This window comes from Vibrio breoganii (assembly GCF_024346795.1).
Lineage (GTDB): Bacteria > Pseudomonadota > Gammaproteobacteria > Enterobacterales > Vibrionaceae > Vibrio > Vibrio breoganii.
Window position 1 is genome coordinate 563286 of sequence record NZ_AP024865.1, and the last position, 14606, is coordinate 577891.

The 14606-nt window shown below is 45.4% G+C and carries 13 protein-coding genes; 6 read left to right on the plus strand and 7 right to left on the minus strand.

What is annotated here, in order from left to right:
* The first annotated feature begins 110 nt into the window (after positions 1 to 110).
* Complete coding sequence (locus OCU35_RS15620; protein WP_017028104.1) at positions 111 to 524, plus strand: glycine zipper family protein; 414 nt, start codon at positions 111 to 113, stop codon at positions 522 to 524.
* Positions 525 to 610: 86 nt separating this feature from the next.
* Positions 611 to 991 carry a hypothetical protein gene (locus tag OCU35_RS15625; RefSeq protein ID WP_017028105.1) on the plus strand — a complete coding sequence of 127 codons (381 nt, stop codon included), beginning with the start codon at positions 611 to 613 and terminating at the stop codon, positions 989 to 991.
* A 36-nt stretch (positions 992 to 1027) separates the two neighbouring features.
* Here OCU35_RS15625 and OCU35_RS15630 read toward each other — a convergent pair whose 3' ends face one another.
* Both OCU35_RS15630 and OCU35_RS15635 read right to left on the minus strand, forming a co-directional pair.
* Entirely contained in the window at positions 1028 to 2488 is a 1461-nt protein-coding gene (locus OCU35_RS15630) for a protein adenylyltransferase SelO (RefSeq protein WP_102499549.1), read from the minus strand.
* Positions 2489 to 2523: 35 nt separating this feature from the next.
* A complete protein-coding gene (locus OCU35_RS15635) occupies positions 2524 to 4116 on the minus strand; it encodes an ABC transporter ATP-binding protein (RefSeq protein WP_102367050.1) in 1593 nt (530 codons plus the stop codon).
* A gap of 244 nt (positions 4117 to 4360) precedes the next feature.
* Between OCU35_RS15635 and OCU35_RS15640 the strand changes: the two genes are divergently transcribed.
* The gene (locus tag OCU35_RS15640) at positions 4361 to 4603 is read left to right on the plus strand and encodes a hypothetical protein (RefSeq protein WP_065598902.1); all 243 of its coding nucleotides are present in this window, start codon (positions 4361 to 4363) and stop codon (positions 4601 to 4603) included.
* A gap of 80 nt (positions 4604 to 4683) precedes the next feature.
* Here the strand turns inward: OCU35_RS15640 and OCU35_RS15645 are convergent, their stop codons facing one another.
* From OCU35_RS15645 to OCU35_RS15655, 3 genes are all read right to left on the minus strand, one after another.
* Positions 4684 to 5700 carry an ABC transporter permease gene (locus tag OCU35_RS15645; protein WP_017243246.1) on the minus strand — a complete coding sequence of 339 codons (1017 nt, stop codon included), beginning with the start codon at positions 5698 to 5700 and terminating at the stop codon, positions 4684 to 4686.
* Positions 5701 to 6792: a microcin C ABC transporter permease YejB gene (locus OCU35_RS15650; RefSeq protein ID WP_102481077.1), complete on the minus strand. Its 1092-nt coding sequence runs from the start codon at positions 6790 to 6792 to the stop codon at positions 5701 to 5703. It lies immediately after the preceding gene.
* 233 nt (positions 6793 to 7025) lie between these two features.
* Positions 7026 to 8834, minus strand: coding sequence for an extracellular solute-binding protein (locus OCU35_RS15655; RefSeq protein WP_261826498.1), 1809 nt, complete (start codon positions 8832 to 8834; stop codon positions 7026 to 7028).
* A 376-nt stretch (positions 8835 to 9210) separates the two neighbouring features.
* Between OCU35_RS15655 and OCU35_RS15660 the strand changes: the two genes are divergently transcribed.
* A complete protein-coding gene (locus OCU35_RS15660; RefSeq protein ID WP_241901739.1) occupies positions 9211 to 9540 on the plus strand; it encodes a nitrous oxide-stimulated promoter family protein in 330 nt (109 codons plus the stop codon).
* Between the two features lie 102 nt (positions 9541 to 9642).
* Positions 9643 to 11046: an IS4 family transposase gene (locus OCU35_RS15665; RefSeq protein ID WP_261825301.1), complete on the plus strand. Its 1404-nt coding sequence runs from the start codon at positions 9643 to 9645 to the stop codon at positions 11044 to 11046.
* A 50-nt stretch (positions 11047 to 11096) separates the two neighbouring features.
* Here the strand turns inward: OCU35_RS15665 and OCU35_RS15670 are convergent, their stop codons facing one another.
* Positions 11097 to 12497: a DEAD/DEAH box helicase gene (locus tag OCU35_RS15670; RefSeq protein WP_261826499.1), complete on the minus strand. Its 1401-nt coding sequence runs from the start codon at positions 12495 to 12497 to the stop codon at positions 11097 to 11099.
* Positions 12498 to 12832: 335 nt separating this feature from the next.
* Here OCU35_RS15670 and OCU35_RS15675 point away from each other — a divergent pair, with 335 nt between their 5' ends.
* A complete protein-coding gene (locus tag OCU35_RS15675; protein WP_102457188.1) occupies positions 12833 to 13750 on the plus strand; it encodes a histone deacetylase family protein in 918 nt (305 codons plus the stop codon).
* Between the two features lie 16 nt (positions 13751 to 13766).
* On the opposite strand, the gene OCU35_RS15680 is transcribed toward OCU35_RS15675, so the two are convergent.
* Entirely contained in the window at positions 13767 to 14492 is a 726-nt protein-coding gene (locus OCU35_RS15680; RefSeq protein WP_261826500.1) for a phosphatase PAP2 family protein, read from the minus strand.
* Positions 14493 to 14606: the final 114 nt, after the last annotated feature.

A 14606-nucleotide genomic window follows, 5' to 3' on the forward strand; every position in this document is an offset into this window, starting at 1 on the left:
ATTCATAAGCTGAATGAATAGATCAACCAAAGCTCGCTTTATATATACAAGACGGAGTTTGCCACACAATACGTTCCATCTTTTGTGTGGCAAATTGAGTAGCATTTGATATGAAAAAACTTCGAGCAACCCTGTTAGTTGGTGTACTTAGTACAGCGTTTACTCTTCCTGTTAGTGCCCATGGATTGGTTTATGATCAAGGACAATATGATTCTGATCTGTTCAGCGAAGACATGGTGTACTGTGAAGGACTGGGGCTTCAAGCGCCTCAAGAAGAGGCGGATAACGTTGCGCAAGAAACGGCTAAGCGTGGTGCTAGAGGTGCAACTGCGGGTGCGGTAGCGGGAAGTGTATCAGGCAACTCAGGCTCAAGTGCGGCTAAAACCGGTGCTGCGGTAGGCATGACCCTTGGTATTCTTGGAAACCGAGGCAAGCGCAATGCGGTAGAGGCGAGCAACCAAGAGGCTTACTCTGAAGTGGTCCGTAACTGTATGTCAGGGCGTGGCTATACCGCTCTGAACTAAACGTTTCTTTTGATTATCGTTTGATTAACCTGATAAGTCGTTTATCTAGGTTCATTTCGTTACAAGCTAACTAGGACCACTTAACCATGAAAAAATTTATCTATTTGAGCTGTGTCAGTTCTATTTTGGCTTTATTTACCGCAACCAAGGCGATGGCGCTTACGGTGAATCCCCCTCCCACGCAACAGACATTTGTCGAACAAGTCCGATGCGGAGGCTACGCCGCTTTTTTAGCAAAAGAAGCCAATATTAGTCACTATGAAGACAGGATGTTCAGACATATCGAACAAGCGACTGTGACAACTTTGGCTCTGAATCCCGGCATTAGTGATGGCGAGGCGCTAATCTCCTCTACGTCAGAAGTTGCACGACAGCTGGGTTGGGAGCAAGCGAATGCGTATCACTCGGGCGATATGGGTAAGTACCAAAAGCAGGTTATGAATCAATATATAGACCAGTGCAGTTAAGTAATCGCAGTTAAATAACTGCGATTTCAGCAAGGTTTAAGAAGAACAACTTAGACAAATGCCTTTTTGGTCGTTGCTTGGTGGCAGTGACCAATGAGAAGGGCAGGCGTGATCAATAAAGGGATTTGCTAACACAGTAAGCCAAGTCTCTAAGATTTCAAATTCTCCATTTTCCACCTTCTCGATGGCTTCTTGCGCCAGATGAGTACGTAAAATGTATTTAGGGTTGACCCCTTGCATCGCATTTTGTCGCTCTTGATCGTTACTATAATCCAAGGCAATACGTTGTTGGTATTCTCTAAGCCAAGCAATGAACTCCGGTTTATTTAATGTGCTATTAAGCTCAGTGTCTGTCCAATTATCAGGGCCTGTCTCTGACAAGACCCTCAGTGTAAAATGAAAATCTAGTCCTAGCTTTTCCATCAATTCTAAACACGAGTTGATAAGCTCAGGGTCGTTTTCATGTTCACTGTCTAATCCAAAACGTGCTCGCATTAAACGTCGGTATTCGGCTTGAATGTGTGAAGCATATTCCTGCAAGGAGGCTTCTATCTGTTTGCTATCGATTAGCGATGACAGGGCGTAACCGAGCGCGGATAGATTCCACTGACCAATCCCAGGCTGCTGGTGAAAGGCGTAGCGTCCACTGTAATCACTGTGGTTGCAGATGTGCTTGGACAAATAGGTATCAAGAAAGGCAAAGGGACCATAGTCGAAGGTGAGGCCTAGTATCGACATGTTATCTGTGTTCATTACGCCATGACAAAAGCCATAGGCTTGCCAATGCGCGATCATGCTTGCCGTGCGTTTGGTGACCTGTTGGAAAAACGCCGCGTATTTATCTTCAGAATCCTTTAATTCAGGCATGTGCCAGAGGATAATGTAATCCGCTAACGCCTTTATCTCGCTGTGCTGTCCGCTATAAAAGAGATATTCAAAGTGACCAAATCGAACATGGCTTGGGGCTATCCGTAATAGAGTAGCCGCTGATTCGATCTCTTCTCTTCGTACGGGTGTGCTTGCGCCAGAGATAGCCAGGGCTTGAGTGGTAGGAATGCTCAGTCCATCCATGGCCGCACTGATCAGGTATTCTCTTACACTTGAACGAATCACTGCTCGCCCATCTGCACCGCGAGAATAGGGAGTCTGGCCACTTCCTTTAAGATGAAAATCCCACTTTTCACCATCATCGTTTATGAACTCTGTAAGCAAGAGCCCTCTACCGTCTCCAAGATCTGGATTGTATTGACCAAATTGATGACCAGTGTACTTCATCGCTATGGGTGACCAAGACTCAAGGATGCCTTGCCCCGACATAAGCTGTGTAAGTATCTCATCGCCAACAGACTCAATATCAATGCCAAGTTGCTTTGCGAGGCGCTGATTGGTATGGATGAGATACGGGTCGCTGAGCGGTGTCGGGTTGACTCGGCTTGATAGTGAAGAGCCAAGATCGGCGTAGGTGTGGCAGTAATCGAGCTGATCTAAGCTTTTCATAAATAACGTTTTACCTTAGGTTTTGATGTGACAGATTACATCTGTGACAATGTCACCAATTGTTGTGTGTAATCGTGCTTAGGTGCATTAAATACTTGCTCTGTTTCACCGTATTCCACCACTTGTCCCGCTTTTAGCACCATAGTGTCGTGACACAGAGAACGCACAACGTTGAGGTCATGACTGATAAACAGATAAGTTAAACCATACTTTTGTTGCAGCTGCTTGAGCAGATCTAACACCTGTGCTTGTACAGTACGATCTAAAGAGGACGTTGGTTCATCCAGTAGGATAAACTCAGGCTTAAGGATTAATGCTCTAGCAATGGCTATACGCTGTCTCTGCCCACCAGAAAACTCATTAGGATATCGGTGGCGCGTTTCTTGGTCGAGGTCTACCTCTTGCATTACGCGACAAATTTCAGCGTCTATCTCACTATCCGTTAGGTCTTGATGGACTCGCAACCCCTCACCAATGATCTGCGCAACCGACATTCGTGGATTGAGAGCAGAGAAGGGGTCTTGAAAGACGACCTGCATCCGACTTCTCAGTGGCAACATCTGTTTTCTATCTAGCGATGAAAGCTCTTTGCTATCAAATACGATGCCGCCATTACTATTGACCAAGCGAAGTATCGCCATACCCGTTGTAGATTTACCTGAGCCGCTCTCACCAACCAAGCCCAGGGTGTGACCCTTCTTAAGGGTGAAGTTAACCCCAGTGACCGCTTTGGTATGGTCGATGACACGCTTAAATATCCCGCCAGTAATCGGGAACCACACTTTAAGATCGTGTGCCTCAACTAGATTGGCGTTGGTGTCGGGGACTTCTACAGGAGAGCCAGAAGGGTCGGCATCAATAAGCATCTTAGTGTAGGGATGCTTTGGGTCACTAAACAAAGATTGGCATTCGCCCGTTTCTACGAGCTTTCCTTCTTTCATGACACAAACGCGATTAGCAATACGTCTAACAATACTTAAATCATGAGTAATAAAGAGCATAGCCATACCAAGCTCTTGCTGAAGATCTTTTAACAGATCCAGTATTTGAGCTTGTACGGACACGTCCAGCGCTGTGGTGGGCTCATCGGCAATCAATAATTCTGGTTCGTTTATCAGCGCGAGGGCAATCATTACACGCTGCCTTTCTCCGCCACTCAGTTCGTGGGGATAAGCGTTAATCTTTTGTTCTGGGTTTCGAATACCGACCTTGTTTAGCCAGGTTAGCGCGAGCGTCTTGGCTTTATTGGCACGAAGGCCACGATGTATCTCAACGGTTTCCACTAGTTGACGACCAATCTTATGAAGAGGGTTGAGTGATACCATAGGTTCTTGGAATATCATGCCAATACGGCCACCGCGCACGCCACGCATACGACGCTCTGAGAGAGTGAGCAGCTCTTCCTTGTCAAAATGGATAGTACCTGTTTGATAGACGGTACTGGCTTTTGGCAGTAGGCGCAGAATCGCATTGGCAGTAACGGATTTACCTGAACCACTTTCACCCACTAAGGCGAGCGTTTCGCCTTTGTTAACAGACAAACTCACGTTTTGCGTTACTGTCCTTGGGTTATTTTTCCCACCAAAGGCAACCGAAAGATTATCAATGTGTAGTAGCGCCTGCGTCATATCATTCCTTGTTGTGGTGTTGTTGGCTCAACCAATAAAATAGTTGGATTGGTCTTAGTTAAGCGAAAAATTCTTGCAAATAGATGTACAGATACTAATCAAAAGTTGTGCCAAGGCTCTCATTTTCTCAAATAAAATGTAGCTCATTCAAATAAATTAATATATCTTATTTGTAGTATTTAAATACAATACGCTTTCGAAAACTCTGTCTTGTAACCCCCCTAAACTGACTCAGGAGGCTAATATGCCAAAAGAAATCTACAAATCAGCTTACAGCCTCGCAAAAGAAGCGGAACTGCACCTTCAATTGGCGCAAAAATGTCTACGCTCTCTAGATGCGACCGTTAATGAGGCACTACAGCAAGCAACCTCAGTGGTTGACGCTATCGCGGGCCAAAACGAATCTAGCCTATCGGCTACAACGGACCTTGCTAACGAGCTGAAACAATCTATCGAACGTCTTAAGCTTTCAGAGCAAACAAGCTAATAAGTAAATTTGCCAAAAAGCCCCCCAGTTTTTATATTCAGTTTTTTGAAAGAGGCGTTTAACGCCTCTTTTTTTGTCTCTTATGCTTGGGCGTGAGGGTCAAACGCGTCTCTTACCGCTTCTCCAATAAACACCAGTAGACTTAGCATTATCGACAACACGATAAAGGCCGAAAAGCCCAGCCATGGAGCTTGCAGGTTAGCCTTACCTTGAGCGAGCAGTTCGCCAAGCGAAGGGGAACCACTAGGCAAGCCAAACCCTAAGAAATCTAAAGAGGTTAGGGTAGTGACCGACCCCGAAAGAATAAATGGAATCATAGTCAGTGTTGCTACCATAGCGTTTGGCAACATGTGTCTGCTGATGATTCGTTTATCACTAACCCCTAATGCGTGAGCGGCTTTCACATAGTCAAAGTTACGGCAGCGCAAGAACTCTGCACGCACCACACCCACTAAACTCATCCAGCTAAACAGCACCATTATGCCAAGTAGCCACCAAAAGCTCGGCTCTACGAAACTCGACAAGATAATCAGCAAAAATAGGGTAGGCATGCCTGACCAAACCTCAATAAAGCGCTGACCAATGAGATCCAGCTTTCCGCCGTAATAGCCCTGAGTTGCCCCTACAACAACACCAATAATGCTGCTGACAATGGTCAACACAAAGCCAAATAAAACGGATATACGGAACCCATAAATGATTCGGGCTAATACATCTCGTCCTCTATCATCAGTGCCTAACCAGTTAATAGAATCTGGGGCAGAAGGCGCAGGACCAGGTAAGTTGTAGTTAATGGTGTCGTAGCTAAAGCGAATGATTGGCCAAACCATATAGCCTTTTTCATTGATGAGGTCTTGTACATAGGGGTCGGTATAATCCGCTTCAGCTGCAAACTCGCCGCCAAATTCAATCTCGGAGTACTGCTTTGCAATAGGGAAATACCAGCCGTCGTCAAAGCTGACAAACAGAGGTTTATCATTGGCAACGAGTTCAGCAAATAAGGTTACCGTAAACAACAGTGTGAAAATCCATAATGACCAGAAGCCACGTTTATTGGCTTTGAAGCGATCGATGCGAAGTTTAAGTAATGGATTCATTTATCTGGCCTCGAAGTCAATGCGCGGGTCTACCCACGAATAGGTGAGATCAGAGATAATGCTGAGTAATAAGCCAAGTAAGGTCATGATATATAAAGAGCTAAATACCACAGGGTAGTCTCGTTGAATAGTGGATTCAAAGCCAAGAAGACCGATACCCTCAAGAGAGAACATCACCTCAATCAGCATTGAACCGGTGAAGAAGATACTGATAAAGGCGCTAGGGAAGCCAGCAATGATAATCAACATAGCGTTGCGGAACACATGCTTGTAGAGAATACTTTTCTCATCCAGACCTTTGGCTCTCGCTGTAACCACATATTGCTTGTTGATTTCATCAAGAAACGAGTTTTTGGTCAGCATCGTTAGGGTCGCAAAACCACCAATCACCATAGCAAGAGTCGGCAGGGTTAAATGCCAGAAGTAATCAATGACCTTTTGATACCAGTTAAGTTGGTCAAAGTCGGAGGAGACTAAGCCTCGTAGAGGGAACCAATCGAGGTAGTTGCCGCTAGCAAAGACGATGATAAGCAATATGGCAAACAAAAAGCCCGGAATCGCGTAGCCGACAATGACCAATGCGCTGGTCCAAATATCAAAGCGAGATCCGTGATGAATGGCCTTTACTATCCCGAGTGGAATAGAGATCAGATATATGATCAAGGTACTCCAGAGCCCCAGAGATATAGAAACCGGTAATCGCTCGACAATGAGGTCGATGACATCGCCTCCTTTGAATAAGCTTTGGCCAAAATCAAAGGTGATGTAGTTCTTGAGCATTTCAAAATAACGCACGTGAATCGGTTTATCGAAGCCAAATTGCTTTTTGATCTCTTCAATAACCTCAGGGTCCATTCCTCTAGAACCGCGATAGCCGGTGGTTTGTGCATCGGCGTTGCTAGCGCTAAGTTCAACCTCTTGGCCACCCCCAGTAAAGCGCTCCATTACCCCTGAGTCTAACCCTTCCATCTGAGCAATAGCTTGCTCAACAGGGCCACCAGGTGCGATCTGAATGACAAAGAAGTTTATGGTTATGATTGCCCATAAGGTGGGAATGACGAGCAACAGGCGTCTTATTATATAAGCTGACATAACTCTCTATGATTGAATGTGAAAAAACAAAATGATAGTTCCAAGCTGCAAGCTGCAAGCTACTAGAAGCTAGAAGCTAGAAGCTAGAAGCTAGAAGCTAGAAGCTAGAACCTAGAACCTAGAACCTAGAACCTAGAACCTAGAACCTAGCTAGAACCTAGAACCTAGAACCTAGCAGCTAGAACCTAGCAGCTAGCAGCTAGAAGCTTGCAGCTAGTAACTTGGACTAGTCGCTACCGTCTTTTAGCCGGTAGCTTCTGCGCTTTCTCAGTATCGACCCACCAAGTATCTAAACCTAGGTCATACTCTGGTCGAATGTCTGGCCTAGCGAATTTGTCCCAACTTGCTACCCTAAATGCGCCTGTATGCCATGCTGGAATAGCGTAGAAGTTCCAGGTCAGTACGCGGTCGAGGGCTGGGCCTAAGGCTTTGAGTCTTTCTGGGTCTTGCTGATGGGTGTCGATCTCTTCTGTTAGATAGTCGATAGCCTTGTTTCGAACACCCGCTTGGTTATAGGTGCTATCGATAAAGTTACTGTTCCATGCAATCTTCAGGTTAGTGCTTGGGTAGGCATTGGCGGAATACGATGAAAAGATCATGTCGTAATCGCGCTCATGCCAGCGCTTAAGGTATTGAGTCGTATCCACCGTGCGAATCTTCATGTTGATACCAATATTGCTGAGGTTCTTTTTCAACGGATCAGCAATACGTTCGGTTGTTGGGCTGTAAACCAGCAACTCAAACTCGAATGGTTTACCGGTTTTGCTGTTGGTCAGTACACCGTTCTTGGTCTCCCATCCGGCTTCTTTGAGGAGTTTAATTGCGGTACGCATCTGCGTACGAATTCGCCCAGAAGCGTCACTTTTTGGTGGCGCGTATGACTCGCCGAACACACGCTCTGGTACTTGGTCCTTAATAGGTTCAAGAATTTCAAGTTCTTTTGCGCTTGGCTTACCCTTTGCTTGGTACTCGGTATTCTGGAAGTAGCTGCTGGTGCGAGCGTATTGGTGGTAGAACATGTTCTTGTTCATCCACTCGAAATCCAATGCATAGGTTAGGGCTTCGCGTACCTTAGGGTCTTTGAAAATGTCGCTTTCGGTATTATAGATAAAACCTTGCATGCTCTGAGGGATCTGATGAGCGATCTCTTCTTTGATTATGTAGCCCTTATCGAAGTTAGAGCCTGTGTAGGAGGTGGCCCAAAATTTCGCAGTACCTTCTTGTCTTAAGTCGTATTCCCCTGCTTTAAAAGCTTCAAGCATCACTGTGTCATCGCGATAATAATCGTACTGTATGGTATCGAAGTTATTTCTGCCGATGTTTACTGGCAAGGTTTCAGCCCAATAATCGGTCACGCGAGCATAGGTAATACTTTGACCAGATTTAAAGGAATCAATTTTATAGGGCCCGCTTCCTACTGGAGGTTGGGATAGAGGCTGACTAAGGTCTTTGTCTTTCCAGAAATGCTCTGGAAGCACCGCCATTCCTTGCACTAAAGCGAATAGCACGTCTCTGTCTGGCTCTGCCATCTCGATTCGCGCTGTTTTATCGTTTATTGCTTTAACGGACTTTATCTTCTTAAAGTAGGTTTTGTATTGAGGCACACCTTGATCTAGAAACTTTTGAAAAGTGAACTCAACGTCTTTGGCGGTAATTGCCACGCCATCTTGAAATTTAGCTTTTGGGTTGATATCAACTTCCATCCAAGAGAAATCGTCTTCATAACGCACTTTCTCAGCAATCAGCGGGTAGGAGGTATTGATTTCATCGGTAGGAGAAAACATCAAGGTATCGTAGATTTCTCCTGTCATAGCGCCAGGCTTACCGCGAGAACCGTAACGGTTAAAGCTATCGTAGGTGCCGATCGCTCCATAAGTGACGTGACCACCTTTGGGTGCAGAAGGATTAACGTAGTCTAGATGTTCAAAACCAGAAGGGTGCTTGGCCTCGCCAAAACCGGATAAATAGGTCGATTCGATCACCTCTGCGTGAAGCCATGGTGAGCAAAGAATAGCGCCTGTGAGCAGCGTCCTTTTAAGCATGTAACTCTCCGTTTCCCTGTCTATATATTGCCCGCATGTCTCGTAAAGTGGGGCAATGTGCTCTTACTAGTCATTCTATTATCTTAGCCAAAACAAAGCTAAGTATTTCAATAATAGTGATAAATCTTGGTTTTATTTTGAGTGTCGGCTCAGAAGTTAGTTCCATTTAGGAAATTGAATGGTGGTGTTTTGTACGCATTGAAGTAGAAAAAGAGACTTAGAGCTAAATCAAGAGAGTTGGTATGGCGATATAGGCTTTTTAAGTTATATACTAAATGTATGTTACGGGTTGTGAGAAATAGTTTTGCAAAGGCAGCAACAACTAGACGAAATATTAAGCGGTGAATTGCTTAAAGAATATAAGACTGTGCACGCAATGATCGAGATCTATTGCGCGAAGCATCATGGGGTTATACATGGTTTATGTGAAGAGTGTACCGAGCTAAGTCAATACGCTAAGACTAAGCTGGATCGCTGTGTATTTGGTCAGAACAAGCCAACCTGTAATCGTTGTCCTGTACACTGCTATCGACCGGAACCCAAAGAGAATATGCGTGCTGTGATGCGATTTTCCGGTCCAAGAATGTTGCTCAAACACCCACTACTTGCCATTCGTCATCTGCGTCACGAAAAGAAAGCGGTGCCTGAGGTGCCGAAAAAGAACACCTCTAATCGGCACCTAAGGAAAAGCAGCGGTAAGCTTTAAGCTGATAGCTGATAGCTGATAGCCTGACTTTCATACACAAGTCTTGTTATCTAATCTCAGTGTGATCTAATACTTCTTTTAGCTTATTAGGTCACACTTTCTATGTTTACTTCCAACTCTGAGCACTGGGCTGAATTTATTTTTGGTCGTGCACAGCTTGGCGATCCTCGTCGCACTAACCGCCTGGTTAAAGTAGCCAGTGATCTAGCTAAAAACGCTGGTAAATCGGTGAGTCGTTCTTGTGATGACCCTGCCAGTATCGAAGGTGCTTACCGCTTCATTCGTAACGATAGTATCAGCCCCGAAGCCATTGCTGAGGCTGGGTACACTCAAACTGACGAGTTAGTTCGTCAGCGCCCTTTAGTCTTAGCACTCCAAGATACTACTGGTCTGAGCTACCGCCATTCTGTTTGTGAAGAACTCGGCGAAGTCAATTCAGGGAGCGACACCCGCCACAGTAATAAAGGACGAACACTCTATGCTCATTCCACATTGATGTTGGATGCTCAGAGTGAACAAGTGCTTGGGTTGGCTTATCAACATTATTGGTACCGACAAAGTAAGCAAGTACAACAAACCCATCAATTACAATGCAGAGAGCGTAGCGAAAAAGAGAGTTATAAATGGCAACATAATGTTGAACAACTCTCATCACGACTTGAAACACTCGACAATGTCATTGATGTTTGTGATCGCGAAGCGGATATGTACGAATACCTAGACTATCAAATCAGTCAAGGTCACCGTTTTGTCGTACGAGCAAGCGACAATCGACGCTTAGTCGGCTTTGATGAAAAGCTTTTTACAGTACTCGATGCCCTTGAACCAAGCGCTCACTACACCATAGATATTCAACAGAAAGGTGGACGTCGAGCGCGAACCGCAACGATAGCATTGAGTCATACATCGGTGACGTTGCAAAAGCCTCAACGCGCTAAAGCAGAAGCCACTATTACTGTAAATGCCGTGGTCTGCCAAGAAGTCGAACCCAACGGCGAAAAAGGTAAATTACGCTGGGTACTTTATACGACCGAACCAGTGACAACTCCCGAAGAAGCTCGTCAAATAGCTCGCTACTACGAACTAAGGTGGCGCATAGAGGAGTTTCATAAAATCTGGAAATCAGAAGGTACACAAGTAGAAAGATTGCGTATGCAAAGTCGTGATAATTTACGTCGTGTAGCCGTTATTCAAGCCTTTATCGCAGTACGTTTATTTCAGTTACGGGAACTGACGCAAAACAAGGAAGAGGCGAAGAATATTCCATGCACGGTTTATTTCAGTAACGTCAGTTGGAAAATACTATGGAAAGCGGCGCACAAAACTAAGCCAATACCAACAGAGCCCCCTTCACTGCATTGGGGATATTACGCCCTCGCCAAGTTAGGTCGCTGGCATGATAGTAAACGGAATGGTCGTGTGGGAGTTGTAGCATTATGGGATGGCTGGTTACAGCTAATGCAACTAGTCGAATCCTATGAAATGCTCAAAGGACTCGACTTGTGATCAAGAGACAGGCTGATAGCTGATAGCTGATAGCTGATAGCTGATAGCTATCAGCTATTAGTATTACGCTGCGGGCGACGTCTTGGCGTTGGTTTAGCACCATCGCGAGAAGCTGTTGCAGGTTTGTTTTGTTGGTTGCCCTTGGACTCACTGCCTTGGCCTGAACCGCGTCGTGTAGAATGACGCTTGTTCTTGTTGGCGGGTTTATGCCCTTGAGCGTTTTCAGCTGAGCGTTGACCATCTTTGTGTTCAACTCTTGGCTTTTTAGGTTTCTTAGGCTTGATAGCGCGTGTATCAAGCTTTGATTCAGGAATAGGGTTAACAGGCTTGAAGCCTTCCATTTCATGGCGCTCTAGTACCTTGCCAATCAGCCTTTCAATGGCAAACAACTCTTTCGTCTCGTCAACGCATACCAAAGAGTACGCCTTGCCTGTTTCACCAGCACGACCGGTACGACCAATGCGGTGTACATAGTCTTCAGATACATGGGGAAGATCAAAGTTAACCACTTGAGGAAGCTGAGGGATATCGAGACCACGTGCGGCAATATCGGTTGCAACTAAAACGCGAATCTTACCTGTTTTGAACTCTTCTAACGCTTTAGTACGCGCGCCTTGGCTCTTGTTACCGTGAATCGGTAGCGCTGAGATTTTTTCTGCTTCAAGGAAACGAGCGAGGCGGTTTGCACCATGCTTGGTCTTACTGAACACTAGAACTTGCTGCCAATTACCCTCTTTAATGAGCTTGGCAAGAATGGAAGATTTTTGGCGCTTATCAGATACGTAAACGCTCTGCTCAACCAGTTGAGTGGTTGAGTTTGGCGGGTTTACTGAAACCTCTACTGGATTGTTAACTAGGCCACGAGCAAGGTCTCTGATCTCTGGAGAGAAGGTCGCAGAGAACAATAGGTTCTGACGCTGTTTAGGCAGTAGGTTCAGGATACGTTTGATATCACGGAAAAAGCCCATGTCTAGCATGCGGTCGGCTTCGTCTAACACCAATACTTCTAGCTCAGAGAACTTCACCGCATTTTGGCTGTGCAGATCTAGTAAGCGACCAGGCGTTGCTACTAATACATCACAACCCTTGCGAAGATTAAGCATCTGAGGATTGATCTTAACGCCACCAAACACAACGGTAGAGGTTGTTTCTAGGTGTGCGCCGTATTTTACTACGCTGTCATGTACTTGAGCAGCAAGCTCACGAGTTGGTGTTAGAACAAGAGCGCGAACGTGATTTCCTTTTGGTCTTGGCCCAGTACTCAATCGCTCAAGCAGAGGTAGAGTAAAACCAGCGGTCTTACCTGTACCCGTTTGAGCTGCGGCCATAACGTCCTTGCCTTCAATAATGGCAGGGATGGCTTTTTCTTGGATAGGAGAAGCCTTTGTATAGCCTAATTCGTCAATAGCACGAAGGATCGGGGCTGATAGACCAAGGGAGTCAAAACTCATAGATGTTCTCGATGTGAAGTAGTGAAGGCGGATTTGCCTGCAAATAATACCAATCACACTAAGTAAGCGTTCAGAAATAGCGAAGAATAAAATACTAGAGAACAAGGAAGAATTTTTCGATAAGTAGTTATTCTACAATCAAAAATTCTAACGCAACTGTCGAGTATTTTAACCAGCTAGAATGACCGATTATTTAGTACGATTGGTATGAACTAGTGAGAGCGTAGTTGAATAATGTGAAAAACGCTCACCTTCTTAGGAAGGGGCGCCATTTTGCTTTCTTTTGTGAGAGACATCAATAAGAATATACAGACCTAGGTAAAACAAAGTCTTACATGCTTCCATTAATTTATCATCCTATCTATTCAGATCTGCCTCTTCCTGATGGGCACCGTTATCCGATCATGAAGTATAAACTGCTGTATGACGCCGTTGATTTAGAGTTGCGACAACGGGGAATGGGCGCAGAGCGTGTGTGCTTTTACCAACCTAAGCCTTTATCAATAGACACTGTCTCACAGAGTCATGACTTAGGTTATATCAATCAGCTCGTTTCTGGAGATTTACCTGCGCCTAAAATGCGTCGTATAGGCTTTCCCTGGAGTGAGCAGCTGATCAAAAGAACCCTTACCTCGACTGCTGGCACTGTAATGACGGCGCAAAAAGCCATTGAAGAGGGTGTAGCGATACACCTTAGTGGTGGCTACCACCACGCGCATGCGGATTATGGTAGTGGGTTTTGCCTGTTCAATGACTTAGTAGTTGCAGCCAATGAAGCACTAAAGCATCCAGACGTCGACTCAGTCATGATCATAGATAGCGATGTGCATCATGGCGATGGTACCGCCACCTTGTGTGCTGATAACCCAGATATTACGACAGTCTCATTTCATTGTGAGAAGAACTTCCCAGCGCGAAAACCCAGCTCTGATATTGATGTTCCTTTGGCAAGGGGAACCACAGACAGGGAATTTCTCGCCTCATTTACGTCAGTGGTTGAAATGGCGGTGAACCTTTATCGGCCTGATCTCATTTTATATGACGCAGGTGTGGATATTCACGAGGGGGATGAGCTCGGTTTTCTTGAAGTCAGCACTGAGGCTATTTACCAAAGAGATCGATTTATGCTTGAGGTTGCAACCGAGCGCAATATTCCCATTGCTGCGGTAGTCGGTGGGGGCTACCGCAGTGATCATTGCGACCTTGTGCCTATCCATATGCAGCTTTTTAAGGCTGCATTGGATCTCATCTAGATAAAATGTGATGACTCTAGTTTGAGTGAGAAGGTGCCGCTTGATTAGGCGCAGGTATCAATGCGGCGATAACAGCAACGACTACGCTAGAGCCGATCAGGTCTTCTGGACGATGCATGCCAAGCCACAATCGGCTATAGGCGACCGCTAGACCCCAAGCGAAAACAATGCCTAGCATTAGGTACTGTTTTCGTTTTACGAATAAACCGCCAAAGAAGAACACACACAGAGCCACGAATACAGTGTGACCCGATGGAAACGAATAATCCGTTTCTCCCTGCCAGTGAATGGTTCGCCAGTGAGATACCTTTTCGGATGCGACTTCTATGATGCTATTTTGGGTAGCAAAATCGAGCGTGTAAAAGCGACTTGGAGAATCAACCAGGTCCAACTGCATCAATGCTTCGGTATACGGGCGAGGGCTTTGTGTGATCTCTTTCATTGCCGATTTTGCTGCAAAAGAGAGCACCAGTAGAACACCTAGTTGGATCAACAGTAGTAAGAGTTGCTTCTTGTTAGCGGTGCCGAGCGCAGTTATGGCAACAAAGAACGCCAAAGTAATAAGAAACCCTTGTGAGCCGGCAGAGTAGGTGAGATAGGTAAGGATAGCGCCAACGTAGTTTGATTCAGGGGTGAGTAAGTCGATGTTAGGGATTACGCTTGATAGCAGTCCAACCGCGAGCAAAAAACCGCCTAAAATGAGCAGCCCAGTTCTATTATTTTTCCAGTATTGCAATTGCATCGTCTAGCTTCGCTCCTTATCAATGGGTCGGTATTGTAGCGCGCTTAACCTAGACGTCATAAAACTGAAACTTATATTGCGCTTACTTGCTTGATACTTGAACAAAACTATGTG